Here is a 14,433-nt window from a genome sequence, read left to right as displayed (position 1 = left end):
ATGACGCTTTCCGCTCCCGATCCCACGCTCGTCGAAAAACTTGTGGTTGCCAACCGCATCCTCTACGGCCAGGGCGTGGTGGACGGTTTCGGCCATGTGAGCGTGCGCCACGACAAGTCGCCGGAGCACTTCCTGCTGTCATGCAACCGCGCGCCCGGCCTGGTCAAAAAAGCCGACATCCTGGTGTATGACCTCAACGGCGACCTGGTGGTCCCGTCCACGCTGCGCTCATACCTCGAGCGTTTCATCCACGGCGAGATCTACCGCGCGCGGCCCGACGTCATGGCGGTGGTGCACAGCCATTCGCCCAGCGTGATTCCCTTCGGCGTGACCGGCCAGCGCCTGCGTCCCATCTTCCACATGAGCGGTTTCCTGGGCAGCGGCTCCTCCTTGTATGAAATCCGCGAGTCCAACGGCAACACCGACCTGCTGATCCGCGACATGGGCCTGGGCAAGGACCTGGCCAAGGCGCTGGGCCAGCATAGCTGCGTGCTGATGCGCGGCCACGGCTCCACCGTGGTGGCGCCTTCGCTGGAACGCGCGGTTTACCGCGCCGTCTATGCCGAGGAAAACGCCAAGCTGCAGCTCAGCGCCAGCGCGCTGGGCCCGATTGAATTCCTGACGCCCGAAGAAGCCGACAAGGCCATGAACACCAACGAGGGCCAGGTCATGCGGCCCTGGGAGCTGTGGAGCCGGGCCGTCGGGGCCGTTGAGTAATCCCTTCATCACCGCAACACCACCCGTCAACGAAAAGGCACACCATGAAATTCCCCCGACTGCTGGCGCTGGCCGCCCTGATGTCCCTGAGCTGCCTGGGCGCCGGCCAGGCCCTGGCACAGGACTACCCGTCGCGCGCCGTGCGCGTCATCGTGCCCTACGGCACGGGCGGCGGCTCCGACATCCTGGCGCGGCAGATAGGCGCGCGCCTGCAGGCCATGTGGGGGCAGGGCGTCGCGGTGGACAACCGCGCGGGCGCCTCCGGCAACATAGGCACCGAGGCCGTGGTGCATGCGCCGCCGGACGGCTACACGCTGCTGCTGCAGAACAGCACCATGGTGGTCAACCCGGCCGTCAACGGCAAGCTCAACTACGACCCCGAAAAAGACCTGACGCCCATCATGCTGCTGGGCCTCACGCCGATCGCGCTGGTCTCGCACCAGAGCACCAACATCACCAACCTCAAGGAACTGGTCGCCTATTCCAAGGCCAACCCGACGGGGCTGAGCTACGGCTCCTGCGGTGTCGGAACGCCCCAGCATTTTGTGATGGAGCTGGTCAAGCAGAAGTCCGGTGTCGCCGCCACCAATGTGGGTTACAAGGGCTGCGCCCCGGCCCTGACCGACGTGGTGGGCGGCCAGGTGCAACTGGCCATCCTGAGCGCCAACCTCGCCGCGCCGCACCTCAAGACCGGCAAGCTCAATGCCATCGGCGTGTCGACCGCCACACGCTACCAGCTGATGCCGCAGGTGCCGACGTTTGAAGAGCAGGGCCTCAAGCCGCTGGATTTTTCCATCTGGTACGCGCTCATGGGCCCGGCCAAGATGAAACCCGAAGTGGTCGCCAGGATTTACGCCGACGTGCAGAAGGTGCTGGCCGAACCCGCCGTGAAAGAAAACCTCTCGGGCGCCGGTGTCGAGCCGCTGTCGGGCAACGGCGCGGCATTGTCCAGGCTGATCAAAGCCGACCTCGCGCGTTACGCGCAACTGGCCAAGTCGGCCAACATCAAGGCCGAGTAAGCCGGGGCCGCCGGTTTTCGGCGCCTTGTCTGACGGCGCCCGCGGGCGCCCTGATCTATAAATGATGCAAGGCTGGCCTTTCAAGGGGCCGGCCGGACCGGCATTGACCCGGGAGGGGCTGCGGCCTGAGAATCTTTCCAGCTTCAAGGAGATTCCGTCATGTACAAACACATTCTGGTTCCGGTGGATGGCTCGGCCACCTCGCAAAAAGCCATAGGCAACGCGCTGGCGATCGCGCAGGCCTTCAAGGCCGAGGTGACCATCATCTACGTCATAGACCCCTATGCCTTCACCGGGGTGGGCACCGACTTCGCCTACGGCCAGGCCGAATACCTGGGCGCGGCCACGGCCGAGGCCAACGAGGCCATCAAGGCCGCCAAGCAGGCTTTCGCGGGCGTGGGCATCGCCGCCACCGGCTCGGTCGTCGAAGGCCATGCGATCTACCGCGGCATCCTGGACACCGCCGAGTCGGTCAACGCCGACCTCATCGTCATGGGCTCGCACGGCCGGCGCGGCCTTGAAAAGCTGGTGCTGGGCAGCGTCACGGCCCAGGTGCTGTCGCATGCCCACTTGCCGGTGCTGGTGGTTAGGGACTAAGCTGTTCGTTCCCTCCCCGCGAGAATCCCGCGGCAATCACCGGCCAAACAAGGAGCTTTCCCATGGACTTGCTGAATCACGACCTGGCGCACGAGTTTCCGGAATACCTGCAGAAAATGCGCAGCCTCAAGGTGTCCGACCCGCACTTTGCCAGCCTCTTCACCCAGTACGACACCGACAACCACGCCATCGCCCGCTATGAGCAGGGCGTGGGCGCCATCACCGACGAGGCCCTGGAAGACCTCAAGAAAAGGCGGCTCAAGGTCAAGGACGAGATTTACCAGATCCTCAAGAAGTCCTGAGACTGGCCCTTCGCGGGCTCCGCGCAAAGCCCTCAGGGCTTTTCATCAAACTGCCACGGAAGCCCGCTACGCTGGCGTGTTGCCGGTTTTCGGTTTTTGCGGGAGAGACCCTTGAATTCAAGCGACGAAGAGTTGATGCGGCGTATCCGCAATGACCTGCTCGACAGCCTCGACGAAGAGCTGGAGATGGAGATCGAAGACCGCACGGTGGACGAGCTGGCGGGCGAGGACCGCGGCCGCAGCACCAAGGACGCGGCCAGGGACAAGGAATACCGCCGCCAGTATTTCCGCGAGCTGTTTCGCCTGCAGGCCGAGCTGGTGAAACTGCAGGACTGGGTGGTCGCCACCGGCCACAAGGTCGTGATTTTGTTTGAAGGCCGCGATGCGGCCGGCAAGGGCGGCGTCATCAAACGCATCACCCAGCGGCTCAACCCGCGCGTGTGCCGCGTGGCGGCGCTGCCGGCCCCCAATGACCGCGAACGCACGCAGTGGTACTTCCAGCGTTATGTCTCGCACCTGCCGGCGGCCGGCGAGATCGTGCTGTTCGACCGCAGCTGGTACAACCGCGCCGGCGTGGAGCGCGTCATGGGCTTTTGCACCGACGAGCAGTACGAGGAATTTTTCCGCACCGTGCCCGAATTTGAAAAAATGCTGGGGCGATCGGGCATACAGCTGATCAAGTACTGGTTCTCCATCTCCGACGAAGAGCAGCACCTGCGCTTCCTGGGCCGCATCCACGACCCGCTCAAGCAGTGGAAGCTCAGCCCCATGGACCTCGAGTCGCGCCGGCGCTGGGAGGAATACACCAAGGCCAAGGAAATCATGCTGGAGCGCACCCACATTCCCGAGGCCCCCTGGTGGGTGGTGCAGGCCGTCGACAAGAAAAAGGCGCGCCTGAACTGCATACACCACCTGCTGCAGCAAATGCCCTACCAGGAAACCGAACACCCGGCCATCGTGCTGCCGGAGCGGGTGCGGCACGAGGACTATGTGCGCAATCCGGTCCCGCAGGACATCGTAGTCCCCGAGATTTACTGAGCGTTTTTGCTCAGTCCCGGACGTCAGCTACAGGGGTGGTGCCGAAGTCTGGGCGAGCCAGGTAAGCAATAATGCGCGCCGCCGCATCATCCGGCGAGGTCAGCGATCCGCCGGTCTTGAGGCCCACAAACGAAGCCCGGTCGGGAAAGGCCTCGGCCGGCGCGGCGCGCAGCTGTTCCTGCATGCCGGTGTCTATGACGCCCGGCGCCAGCGAGCAGACTTTCGCGCCCAGCGGCTTCAGGGCTTCATCCATGGCGAGGCTGCGCGTGAAGTGGTCCATACCGGCCTTGGCGGCGCAATAGGCAGCCTGCGAGGCCATGGCGCGTCGCCCCAGCCCCGACGAAATATTCAGTACCTTGCGCGGCGCTTTCCAGTCTTCGGTGGCACGCAGGAAGGCGGCCGTGATTTGCATGGGCGCTTCCAGCCCGACACGCAGCGCGCGCGCCAGGTCGTCGGCGCCTATGGCGCTCAGCGGGGCGATCTGCGGAATCACGCCCGCGTTGTTGATCAGCGTGGCACTGGCCCAGGTTTGCTCGGCTTGCGAATCCTTGAGCCAGCTTTCGAGCTTGCCGGCCAGAGAGCCGCTGTCGGCCAGGTCATGCTCCCATTGCAGCGCCGTGGCGCCCACATGCCTGGCATGCGCGCCCAGCTCGGGCACCGACGTGCGGGAGATGCAAAGCACTGTGTGGCCGGCGGAGAGCAACTGGCGCGCCATGGACAGGCCCATGCCGCGCGACGCGCCTGTGAGGAGGGTGAGATGTTTCATGGCCCCATGTTAGCGCCGGCCAGCCTGGGCTGCCGGCACCGCTAAAAGCCGGGAGCGCTTTCAAACGACAAGGGGAGGCCGCTGGCCGGATGCGTGAAGCGCAAGGCCGCGGCATGCAGCAGCAGGCGCGGTGCCTTGGCCTGCACTTCGGCGGGGGCGTACAAGGCGTCACCCAGGATGGGATGGCCCAGGGCTTTCAGGTGCACACGCAGCTGGTGCGAGCGGCCGGTGACGGGTTCGAGTTCCACACGCGTGGTGTTCGCCGCCGCGTCAAAGCCCAGCACGCGCCAGCGCGTCCGGCTGGGCTTGCCGTTTTCGGCGTCGATGATGCGCAGCGGGCGGTTCGGCCAGTCCACGATGATGGGCAGGTCTATCAGGCCCCAGCCGTCGTCACTGCCTGATGAGGGCAGGCGGCCCTCCACCACAGCCACGTAGCGCTTGCCGACCTCGCGGCTTTCAAAGGCGCGGCTCAATGCGCGCTGCACAGCCGCGCCGCGCGCCATCAGCATCAGGCCCGAGGTGGCCTGGTCCAGCCTGTGCACGACCAGCGCATCGGGGTAAACCGCCTGCACGCGCGCGCTCAGGCAGTCCTGCTTGCCTTCGCCGCGCCCCGGCACGGCGAGCAGGCCCGCGGGCTTGTCCAGCACCAGCAGGTGGTCGTCGGCATGCAGCAGGACCAGGCCGGCGGCTGCGGCGCCATTACCTGCGAGGTCATTGTTTGGCGGCGTGCCGGCCTTCATGATTCAGCCATCAACAAAGTTTTTAACCAAGGAGAGAAAGCATGACCGACGCAGGTGCCATTGCCATTGCATGTGGATTGATCATAGGCCTGGGTGCCATAGGCGCCTGCCTGGGCATAGGCGCGATGGGTGGGCGCTTCCTGGAAGGCGCCGTGCGCCAGCCCGAGATGATGGAGCCGCTGCAGGTCAAGATGTTTTTGCTGGCGGGCCTGATAGATGCCAACTTCCTGATCGGCGTGGGTATTGCCATGATGCTGCTCTTCGCCAACCCGCTTTGAGCTACTCATAAAGCCCTCCTGGCGTTGTTGCGTCGCCTTGCCGTGCCGGTGCACTGTCTGCGGCGATGCGCCTAGCCAGGACCGCTTCGCTGGGTTTTCTGAGTAGCTCTTTGAGCAGCTCTGTGAAGCGGGGTCAGCCCTTGGGCTTGGGTGGCGGAAAGTTATGAACCGTGGGGCCGCTGCGCTTGGCTTCCCGCAGCATGAAGAGGTAAAGGCTTTCGACCTTCTCGCGCGCCCAGGGCGTCTTGCGCAGGAACTTGAGGCTGGAAGCCACGCTGGGATCGCTGGTGAAGCAGCGTATGTTGATGCGCCGCCCCAGCTCTTCCCAGCCGTAGTGGCCTGAAAGCGCGGTGACCATGGCCTCCAGCGTCACGCCATGCAGCAGATTGCCCGGCTGCACGGGTGCTACCGGGGAATTCGCAGGCAGGTCGCCGGTGCCGGCTGCCACGGCTTATTTGTCCTTGATCTTGCCGCGCGGGATCACCTGCGTGACGATGGTCGGGCGCACCGCGTCGGGCGAGACCGGCTTGGGCGGCGAGCTGTCCTTCTTGGGCTTTTTGACCATCTTGTTGTTGTTTTGCTGTCCTTTTGCCATGGTTTTCTCCGTCAGGTTGATAAGAGGGGATGCTGTGATTATCAATGCAACTTGATGCGCGGGCGGTGGGTGCGGTCCAGCATTTCAGACAGCGTGATCAAGGCCGTTTTCTTGAAGCCGCCCAGGGCCAGCTGGTGCTGCTTGTGCAGGCCCCAGTACATGAACTTGGCCAGCTGGCCTTCGATAAAAAAGCTGCCCTTGGTCAGGCTGCCCATCAGGCTGCCGACCGAGGAATACTCGGACAGCGACACCAGCGAGCCCTGGTCCTTGAACACAAAGGGCGCGACCGGCTTGCCGGCGATCAGGTCTTGCAGCGAGCGCGCCAGGTACATGGCCTGCTGGTAGGCGGCCTGCGCGCGCGGGGGCACCCAGGTGCCGTCAGGCTGCTGGCAGGCCGCGCAGTCGCCGAAGGCGTAAATGCTGGTGTCGCGCGTAGTCTGCAGGTTGCCGTTGACCATCAGCTGGTTGAGCTTGCTGGTCTCCAGCGCCTGGCCGCCTTCGGGCGTGCCGCCCAGGCTGCGCAAAAAATCGGCCGCTTTCACACCGGCGGCCCATACTGTGATGCTGGCGGGCACCACCTTGCCGCTGGCCATTTTCAGGCTGTCGGCGGTCACTTCGACCACTTTTTCATTGGTGTGCACCTCGATGGCCAGCTTGCGCAGCTCGCGCATGGCCGATTCGCTGAGGCGCTCGGGCAACTGGGCCAAGAGGCGCGGCGAGGCTTCCACCAGCACGATCTGCAGGTCTTTTTCGGGGTGGATGTGGTCGAAGCCGTAATTGGCCAGCACCCGCGCCGCGGCATGCAGCTCGGCGGCCAGCTCGACGCCGGTGGCGCCGCCGCCCACGATGGCCACTGTCAGGCGGCCGCTGCCGGCCACGCGCGGCACGGTCTGCGCGCGCAGGCAGGCGTTGATCAGCCTGTCGTTAAAACGCTTGGCGGCCTGCGGGCTGTCCAGCTTGATGGTGTGCTCGGCCGCGCCGGGCGTGCCGAAATCATTGGTCTGGCTGCCCACGGCAATCACCAGGGTGTCGTAGGCCAGCTGCTGGGCCGGCGTGATCTCGCGGCCGGCCTCGTCATGGCTGGCGGCCAACTGCACCGTCTTGTTCTGCCGGTCCACGCCGGTGAGGCTGCCCAGGCGGAACTTGAAGTGGTTCCAGCGCGCCTGCGCCAGGTATTCGATTTCCTCGGCGTGCGTGTCGAAGCTGCCGGCGGCCAGCTGGTGCAGCAGCGGTTTCCAGACATGGGTGCGGGCGGCGTCCACCAGGGTGATTTCGGCCAGGCCTTTTTTGCCCAGGCGCTTGCCCAGCTGCGTAGCCAGCGCCAGCCCTCCGGCGCCCCCTCCAACGATGACGATGCGGTGCATAAAACCTCCTGGGGTGTTGCTCTGTAGTTATGCCTCCATGTTAACTGGCGGGCGGGGGCGTCTGGAGCCGCTCAAAAACCCTCCTGGCGTTGTTGCGCCGCCTTGCCGTGCCTTCAGCACTGTCTGCGGCGGCGCGCCTAGCCAGGACCGCTTCGCTGGGTTTTGTGAGCAGCTCTTGAGCAGATCGTTCTATCCACCCTTTCTAATATCCCCTGGGGCGCCGCCTTCACCTGGCGCTGTTAAGCTTCACGCCCGCATGACGACACACACTTTCAAGGATTTGACCCGCCAGCGCGCTTATATGCGCATGTGGTTCGCGCGGATTTTCGGCACCACGGGCAACCAGATGCTGATGGTGGCCGTGGGCTGGCAGATGTATGAGCTGACCGGCAGCGCCTGGGACCTGGGCCTGGTGGGCCTGTACCAGTTCATGCCGGCGCTGCTGCTCACGCTGGTGGCGGGCCATGTGGCGGACAGGGTGCACCGCGGCCGCATCATCGCCGGCTGCCTGGTCACGCAGGCCACGGTGGCGATGATCCTGGTGGCGGCCACGCAGGGCTGGGGCGCGACTCATGCCTGGGCTTCGCGCGAATTGCTGCTCGCGGTATCGGTCCTGCTGGGTGTGGCCCGCGCCTTCCAGATGCCGGCGCAGCAGGCGCTCACCCCGGTGCTGGTGCCGCCCGCCATGCTGCCGCGCGCCATGGCCTTCAGCTCGGCCGGCATGCAGGCAGCGGTGATAGGCGGGCCGGCGCTGGGCGGCGTGATTTTTGTGGCCGGCGCCACGGCGGTGTATGCCACCTGCGCCTGCCTGTTCGCCACCGGTTGCGGCTTGATTGCCGTGCTGCGCTACGACCACGCACCGCCGCCGCGCGAGCCCGTGACCTTGCGCACGCTGCTGGCCGGCGTGGAGTTCGTCTGGCAGCGCAAGGCCCTGCTGGGCGCCGTCTCGCTGGACCTGTTTGCCGTGCTGCTGGGCGGCGCCACCGCGCTGCTGCCCATGTTCGCCAAGGACATCCTGCACGTCGGCCCCTGGGGCCTGGGCCTGCTGCGCGGCGCACCCGCCGCGGGCGCTTTGCTGATGTCGGCGCTGCTCACGCGCTGGCCGCTGGAGCGCCGCGTCGGGCCGACCATGCTGTCGGCGGTGGCGGTTTACGGCCTGTGCATGGTGGTGTTCGGCCTGTCGACCAGCTTTGTGCTGTCGCTGCTGGTGCTGGCCGTCTCGGGTGGTGCCGACATGGTCAGCGTGGTGGTGCGCCAGACCCTGGTGCAGATAGAAACCCCCAACGAGATGCGCGGCCGCGTCAGCGCCGTGAATTCGGTGTTCATAGGCGCTTCCAACCAGCTGGGCGAGTTTGAGTCCGGCGCCACGGCGGCACTGCTGGGGCCTGTGGGCTCGGTGGTGGCCGGCGGGGTGGGCACGCTGCTGGTGGCGGCGGCCTGGTTCAGGATGTTTCCGTCGCTGTCGCGGCGGGACAAGATGGTCACACCGGCACCCGGTTCTTGAGGCCCTCAGGCCGTGCGGCGACCGCCCGCAAACAAACGGTGGCAGCCCCATACCACTACCGCACCCGCAGGGCCGATCACAAGAAGGTTCCAGATCGGCATGAACAGAAGCCCCAAAGCCGCGGTTGACCCTTTTGGCGCCACGAAGACAGAGTAGTGCATATAGAGGTCGGCAAGCAGCGATGCGATGGCCCAGCCGAGGCCGAGCAGGCTGGCGCGGCGAGCGCGCGTGAGAGCCACCGCCACCCCGTAGGGAAGGCAGGACAGCAGCACCAGGCCGAGGAGAAACCAGCTCAATCCGCCATCGGCCCGAAAGACGGCGGTGTACAGGTGCAGCAGCACGCCCGCCGCACTTAGCGTGAGTGTCAGCTTTTCGGGTGTGGAAGCTGCGGCAGGCATATGGCACTCAGTCTCTCAGGTCCATTCTGGTCAAAAATCCGGCTTGGCGCTCAATCGCGAGCAGGTGCGAACTCTTTCGGAACAAGCTGGAACGACAACTGGTCGAAGCTGACGTGCAGCGGGGTGCGGTACTTCTTCGTGTAGTAATTGGCCTGCGCGGATGTATAGGGATGAATGGCCACGCCCTCTTTTGATGTCGTGATTTTTTGGGCCAGGAATGGTCCGTCATTCCAGTTCTCCAGTGAAACCAGGCAAAGCTCCGCATGGCGGCCATTTGCCAGGTCTGTGACTTCCAGCCAAAGGCGCGAGGTCTCATGAAGGGGGCGAACCTCGCCCGCAACCACGAAGCTGTAGCCGCGCGCGACCTTCTCGGCATACCGGACGCGAAGCAGGCTGCCCTGCTGCCGGTATTTGTCTTCCATGTCTTGCAGGCCGGCAAGAAAGTCAGGCGCCAGGAAGCGCAGCGCCGCGAAAGTGGCTGTGCGCACCAGCGAGGACTGCTCTTGCGGGCCGAGCTTATTGAATGATTCATTCAGCCCGTACGCCAGCCATGTCTGCCATGCCTCAGTGGTGTACGCGAGTCGCTGCATTTCCCCTTGAGCTATGACGGGGGTGAAGAGAATGTACAGGGCGCTCCCGCCCCGGATCGTCAGCTTTGCTTCTAAGCATTTCCCGCCAATCAACTGGCCGAACGCAACAGACGACGCTGGCTGGACAAAAAAATCACCCATGTAACGAGGCGTGGGCAATTCATGTGAGGGCAGAGACGGCGACTCAAAATAGCGGATGTCATTGAGCATTCTGTCACGCTTGATCTTGGTGTCCGGCATAAAGGAGGGCTTCACCCGCCGAATCGGCCGAATGCCGGGGCGCCGGTACTGGACAGAGCTGCTCTTGTTGCAAATTCAAGGGGAAGCACCTGGGCCTGTGAGAGGCCCAGGCGTTTGAGCGCTGTGCGGGTTTCCGCGGGCGAGTCGCTCTTGTGCAAAAGCACCCGTCCCCGCGTCGTGAGGAGTGCGATGCCGTCGACCGCCACACCGCCGGAGCTATCCCCAAAAAGGATGGCCGGATAGACCAGGCCGCAAGGAAGCCGCGCTGCCGCGGCCATGCATAAGGCCATGCCGTTGGTCGGTATTACAGGCGACGCGACAGGCTGGACCCATGTCTCATCCTCATCGTCGTTTTCGTTGCCGTCATCCTCCACAAATCGCCAAACGGGGAAAAGCTCAAGGTCGGCGGTGTTCAGGTCTTCAACTGGTTTACGCGTATCGGCTGTGATTTTCATTGGGGCGCCCTTGCAAGCTGGTTCGGATCTTCCACGGATTGACGAAGTATGCATTGATCGCCACCCCAAGCGCGGCTGGAACCACGGAAATGAAACCTTGAAAAACGGTGCTTGATCCGATGAGCGCTTCCCCCAAGGAGCACCCGCATGACCATGAACCTGCGCCTAGCGCCCCGTACTCGCCCGTATCCGGTTCACTTCCAGCGGCGTGATCTCGCTCGCCCGGTTGCCCCAGGACTGGCGTATGTGTGTGAGCACCAGCGCCATGTCGGCGTCATTGAGCACCAGCACAAAGGGCGGCATGCCGAAGGGACGCGGGTTGCCCTCGGTGGCCGGCGCGTAGCCGCCGTTGAGCACGATCTGCACGAGGTTGGAGGCCTGGCCCATGGTGACGGCGCGGTTGCCGGCCAGTGCCGGGTAGGCATTGGCGATGCCTTCGCCTTTGGCGCCGTGGCACTGGGCGCAGTGCTGCTCGTAGAGCTTGGCGGCGCGCGTCACCGACTCGCCCTGCGTCTTGATGGCGGCCGGTTCGGGGGGCGCTGTGTGCGAAGGGGGCAGCTCTTTCAGGAATTGCGCCATCGCGCCCAGGTCGGCGTCGCTCAAATACTGGGTGCTGCGCTGCACGACTTCGGCCATGGGGCCGGTGACCGAGGCACGCGGCGACACGCCGTTTTTCAAGAGGCTCACGATGTGCTGTTTGTCCCAGTCGCCCACACCGGCCTCATAAGGCGAAGCCAGCGAGGGCGCATACCAGTTCTGCATGGGGATCAGGCCGCCGGCCAGGTCCAGGCCCTGCTCGCTGCCGCCCAGCGCGTTGCGCGCCGTGTGGCAGGCCGCGCAGTGGCCCAGGCCTTTGACCAGGTAGGCGCCGCGGTTCCACTCGGCGCTGCGCGCCGTGTCGGGCTCATACACGCCGGGGCTGAAGAACAGCGCGCGCCAGACCGCCAGCGCGGCCTGCGACTGGTAGGGAAAACGCAGCGCGTGCGGCAGGTTGGGCGCCGCCACCGGGGGCAGGCTGCGCAGGTAGGCATACAGCGCGTCCGAGTCCTCGCGCTTGACCTGGGTGTAGCTGGTATAGGGAAAGGCCGGGTAGAGCAGCCGGCCGTCTTTGGAGCGGCCGTTGTGCATGGCACGCCAGAAATGGGCGGCCGACCATCCGCCCAGGCCGGTCTTGTCGTCGGGCGTGAGGTTGGAGGTGAAGACCGTGCCAAAGGGCGTGGCGATGCCGCGCCCGCCCGCAAAGGCCTGGCCGCCCTGGGCGGTGTGGCAGGCCTGGCAGTTGCCGGCCCGCGCCAGGTAGGCGCCACGCGCGACCAGGCCCTCGCTGGGCGCCGCGGCGGCCACCGGCGCTTTCACGTCGACTTCGTCGCGCACGTTAAGGGCCCATACGAGGGCGGTGGCGCCGACGGCGAGCACCACCAGCGCGAGCAGGAATTTCAGGGTCTTCTTCATTTCTGCGCCTTTGTGGACGCAGGCGGGGTCGCGCTGCCGCAGGTGATGGCGCTCGCACCCGGGGGGAGTGGGGGCAGGCTGGCGGCCGGTTTGGTGCTGGCGGGCAGAGGCTGCGCGGCCGCCCAGCTGGCCACGGCATTGATGTCTTCCAGGGTCAGGCGGCTCACCACGTCCTTCATGCAGTCGGGCGCATGCGCGCGGCGCTGGCCGGCCTTCCAGGCGCCCAGCTGTGCATTGAGGTAGTCGCGCGGCAGGCCCAGCAGTCCCGGGATGCCGGGCGCCACGCCGGTCATGGCCTGGCCGTGGCATTGCACGCAGGCCGGCAGCTGGCGCGCGGCGTCGCCTTCGAGCACCAGTTGGCGGCCGTGGCGCAACACCTCGGGCGCGGCGGCGGCGGGCAGTGGTGCCGGGTAGGGCACTTCGAGCTGCGAGAAATAGGTGGCGATCTCCATCAGATAGGCGTCGCTCAGCGGTTCAATCAGCTGCGTCATGAGGCCGTAGTGGCGGCGCCCGTCGCGGAAATTGAGCAGCTGGTTGTAGAGGTAGCCGGCCGGCTTGCCGGCCAGGCGCGGGTAGTAGCCGTCGGGCGCGGCGCGGCCCTGCGGCCCATGGCAGGCGGTGCAGGCCATGGCGCGCTGGGCGATGCTGTCTTCAAAAGGGGGCGGTGCCGCCACAACGGCGCCGGCTGCCGCCCAGGCCAGGGCGGCCGGCAGCGCATGCCGGGCCAGCGCACGCAGCCAGGAATATCCAGAACAGGTCTCATGCATGAAGGGATCATGCCCCACATGGGCAGTCCGCGTAAGCATCAGTTGCCGACGAAAAAAGCGTATCAGATGAAAAACAGCGGAAAATTGCAATATCAGATTGGGCGCTGGCCGGGCCCAAGCCGGGCGCACCCACTACACACTTCATGAAACGCTACGAACAACTGGTCGAACTGCTGGCGACCGACATCCGCAGCGGGCGCCTGGCCCCCGGCACGCGCTTGCCGTCTATACGCAGCATCACCGCGCAGCACGGCCTGAGCGCCTCCACCGCTTTCAAGGCCTATTACCGGCTGGAAGAAAAAGGCCTGGTGCGCGCACAGCCGCGTTCGGGTTATTACGTGACGGCCTCGTCCATGCAGCAGCTCGCGGCACCGGCGCGCGGCGCGGCCGACAGCAGGACCGGCAAGACAGCCCGGGTGGCGCCCCGGCCGGACGTCAGTGAGCTGGTGTTTTCGGTGTTGGGCGCGGCGCAGGACCCGGCCATCGTGCCCCTGGGCTCGGCTTTCCCGGCGCCTGGGCTGTTTCCGCTGCAGCGGCTGGGCAAGTCGCTGGCCCGCAGCGCGCGGTTTATCCAGGGGGCGGACACCGTGGCCAGCCTGCCGCGCGGCGATGAGGGCCTGCGCCGGCAGATCGCGCTGCGCTACCTGGGCCAGGGGCTGGCGCAGCCGGCCGATGAGCTCATCGTCACGCACGGCGCGCTGGAGGCGCTCAACCTGTGCCTGACGGCCGTGGCCCAGCCCGGCGACTTGGTCGCGGTCGAGTCGCCGGGCTTTTACGCCAGCCTGCAGGCGCTGGAGCGGCTCAAGATGAAAGCGCTGGAAATCCCGGTGCACCCGCAGGACGGGTTGGACCTGGCGGCGCTGGCCGACGCGCTGCAGCGCCACCCGGTCAAGGCCTGCTGGTTCATGACTTCCTTCCAGAACCCCACGGGCGCCAGCCTGTCGCTGGAGAAAAAGAAAGCACTGGTCGCGCTGCTGGCAGCGCGCGACATTCCGCTGATCGAGGACGACGTGTACGCCGAGCTGTATTTCGGCCACCGCGGCCTGCTGCCGGCCAAGGCCTTTGACCGCAAGGGCCTGGTGATGCACTGCGGCTCTTTCAGCAAGACGCTGGCACCCGGCTACCGCGTGGGCTGGGTGTCGCCGGGGCGCTTCGGCCAGCAGATAGAGCGGCTCAGGCTGATGACCACGCTGTCGGCCAGCCTGCCCGCGCAGCTGGCGATCGCCGACTATCTGCAGCACGGCGGCTACGACAAACACCTGCGCAAGCTGCGGCATGCGATGGAGTCGCAGCTCTGCAGCCTGCTGGCCGCCATCGCCCGCCATTTCCCGGCGGACGCGCGTGTGTCGCGCCCCGCGGGCGGCTATTTTGTGTGGGTGGAATTCGCCGAGGGTTTTGATGCGCTGGCCCTGCACCAGGCGGCGCTGGAGCTGGGCATAGGCGTGGCGCCGGGCCCGGTGTTTTCAGCGCGGCGCAACTTCCGGCACTGCCTGCGGCTCAATTACGGCCATCCGTGGAGCGAGCGTTTTGAGGCGGCGATGCAAGGCCTGGGAAGGCTGGCGCGGCGGCAGAGTCCCTACGCGCAGGTCGCAAACTGAGCTTTGGCGGCTT

At 65.8% G+C, this 14,433-nt stretch carries 18 protein-coding genes; 8 read left to right on the top strand and 10 right to left on the bottom strand.

Annotated features, from left to right (window positions below; genetic code table 11):
- From AC1D09_RS12360 to ppk2, 5 genes are all read left to right on the top strand, one after another.
- On the top strand, nucleotides 1-717 hold the full coding sequence (locus AC1D09_RS12360; protein ID WP_477661791.1) for a class II aldolase/adducin family protein: 717 nt from the start codon (nucleotides 1-3) through the stop codon (nucleotides 715-717).
- Between the two features lie 44 nt (nucleotides 718-761).
- Entirely contained in the window at nucleotides 762-1,736 is a 975-nt protein-coding gene (locus AC1D09_RS12355) for a Bug family tripartite tricarboxylate transporter substrate binding protein (protein ID WP_477661790.1), read from the top strand.
- A gap of 159 nt (nucleotides 1,737-1,895) precedes the next feature.
- Nucleotides 1,896-2,333, top strand: a complete 438-nt coding sequence (locus AC1D09_RS12350) for a universal stress protein (RefSeq protein WP_477661789.1) — start codon at nucleotides 1,896-1,898, stop codon at nucleotides 2,331-2,333.
- A gap of 62 nt (nucleotides 2,334-2,395) precedes the next feature.
- Entirely contained in the window at nucleotides 2,396-2,635 is a 240-nt protein-coding gene (locus tag AC1D09_RS12345; RefSeq protein WP_074577371.1) for an HP1242/YdcH family protein, read from the top strand.
- Between the two features lie 135 nt (nucleotides 2,636-2,770).
- Entirely contained in the window at nucleotides 2,771-3,673 is a 903-nt protein-coding gene (ppk2, locus tag AC1D09_RS12340; protein ID WP_477661923.1) for a polyphosphate kinase 2, read from the top strand.
- Between the two features lie 10 nt (nucleotides 3,674-3,683).
- Here ppk2 and AC1D09_RS12335 read toward each other — a convergent pair whose 3' ends face one another.
- On the bottom strand, nucleotides 3,684-4,439 hold the full coding sequence (locus AC1D09_RS12335; RefSeq protein WP_477661788.1) for an SDR family NAD(P)-dependent oxidoreductase: 756 nt from the start codon (nucleotides 4,437-4,439) through the stop codon (nucleotides 3,684-3,686).
- Nucleotides 4,440-4,480: 41 nt separating this feature from the next.
- The gene (locus tag AC1D09_RS12330) at nucleotides 4,481-5,179 is read right to left on the bottom strand and encodes a pseudouridine synthase (RefSeq protein WP_477701074.1); all 699 of its coding nucleotides are present in this window, start codon (nucleotides 5,177-5,179) and stop codon (nucleotides 4,481-4,483) included.
- Nucleotides 5,180-5,220: 41 nt separating this feature from the next.
- On the opposite strand from AC1D09_RS12330, the gene atpE reads away from it, so the two are divergent.
- Nucleotides 5,221-5,457 (top strand): F0F1 ATP synthase subunit C, encoded by a 237-nt coding sequence (gene atpE / locus AC1D09_RS12325; protein ID WP_007868318.1) that lies wholly within the window; start codon nucleotides 5,221-5,223, stop codon nucleotides 5,455-5,457.
- Between the two features lie 133 nt (nucleotides 5,458-5,590).
- On the opposite strand, the gene AC1D09_RS12320 is transcribed toward atpE, so the two are convergent.
- The 3 genes from AC1D09_RS12320 to AC1D09_RS12310 are packed head-to-tail and all read right to left on the bottom strand — an operon-like array spanning nucleotide 5,591 to nucleotide 7,416.
- Nucleotides 5,591-5,905 carry a VF530 family protein gene (locus AC1D09_RS12320; protein ID WP_477661786.1) on the bottom strand — a complete coding sequence of 105 codons (315 nt, stop codon included), beginning with the start codon at nucleotides 5,903-5,905 and terminating at the stop codon, nucleotides 5,591-5,593.
- A gap of 3 nt (nucleotides 5,906-5,908) precedes the next feature.
- Nucleotides 5,909-6,052 (bottom strand): hypothetical protein, encoded by a 144-nt coding sequence (locus tag AC1D09_RS12315; RefSeq protein WP_175456107.1) that lies wholly within the window; start codon nucleotides 6,050-6,052, stop codon nucleotides 5,909-5,911.
- Nucleotides 6,053-6,093: 41 nt separating this feature from the next.
- Nucleotides 6,094-7,416, bottom strand: coding sequence for an NAD(P)/FAD-dependent oxidoreductase (locus AC1D09_RS12310; protein WP_477661785.1), 1,323 nt, complete (start codon nucleotides 7,414-7,416; stop codon nucleotides 6,094-6,096).
- Nucleotides 7,417-7,672: 256 nt separating this feature from the next.
- Between AC1D09_RS12310 and AC1D09_RS12305 the strand changes: the two genes are divergently transcribed.
- Nucleotides 7,673-8,920, top strand: coding sequence for an MFS transporter (locus AC1D09_RS12305; protein WP_477661784.1), 1,248 nt, complete (start codon nucleotides 7,673-7,675; stop codon nucleotides 8,918-8,920).
- Between the two features lie 5 nt (nucleotides 8,921-8,925).
- Here the strand turns inward: AC1D09_RS12305 and AC1D09_RS12300 are convergent, their stop codons facing one another.
- The 5 genes from AC1D09_RS12300 to AC1D09_RS12280 all read right to left on the bottom strand — a co-directional run bounded on the left by AC1D09_RS12300 (nucleotide 8,926) and on the right by AC1D09_RS12280 (nucleotide 12,822).
- Entirely contained in the window at nucleotides 8,926-9,318 is a 393-nt protein-coding gene (locus AC1D09_RS12300) for a hypothetical protein (RefSeq protein WP_477661783.1), read from the bottom strand.
- Between the two features lie 50 nt (nucleotides 9,319-9,368).
- Nucleotides 9,369-10,148, bottom strand: a complete 780-nt coding sequence (locus AC1D09_RS12295; protein ID WP_477661782.1) for a hypothetical protein — start codon at nucleotides 10,146-10,148, stop codon at nucleotides 9,369-9,371.
- Nucleotides 10,149-10,159: 11 nt separating this feature from the next.
- Nucleotides 10,160-10,603, bottom strand: coding sequence for a hypothetical protein (locus tag AC1D09_RS12290; protein WP_477661781.1), 444 nt, complete (start codon nucleotides 10,601-10,603; stop codon nucleotides 10,160-10,162).
- Between the two features lie 165 nt (nucleotides 10,604-10,768).
- Entirely contained in the window at nucleotides 10,769-12,055 is a 1,287-nt protein-coding gene (locus AC1D09_RS12285; protein ID WP_477661780.1) for a c-type cytochrome, read from the bottom strand.
- Entirely contained in the window at nucleotides 12,052-12,822 is a 771-nt protein-coding gene (locus tag AC1D09_RS12280) for a c-type cytochrome (RefSeq protein ID WP_477661779.1), read from the bottom strand. Before AC1D09_RS12280 ends, AC1D09_RS12285 begins: the two co-directional genes overlap by 4 nt.
- Nucleotides 12,823-12,965: 143 nt before the next feature.
- Between AC1D09_RS12280 and AC1D09_RS12275 the strand changes: the two genes are divergently transcribed.
- A complete protein-coding gene (locus tag AC1D09_RS12275) occupies nucleotides 12,966-14,420 on the top strand; it encodes an aminotransferase-like domain-containing protein (RefSeq protein ID WP_477661778.1) in 1,455 nt (484 codons plus the stop codon).
- Nucleotides 14,421-14,433 lie beyond the last annotated feature (13 nt).

This window comes from Polaromonas sp. P1_A2, from assembly GCF_056406895.1.
Note: the sequence above shows the minus strand (reverse complement) of the source record. Positions and strands in the feature narration are given on the sequence as shown.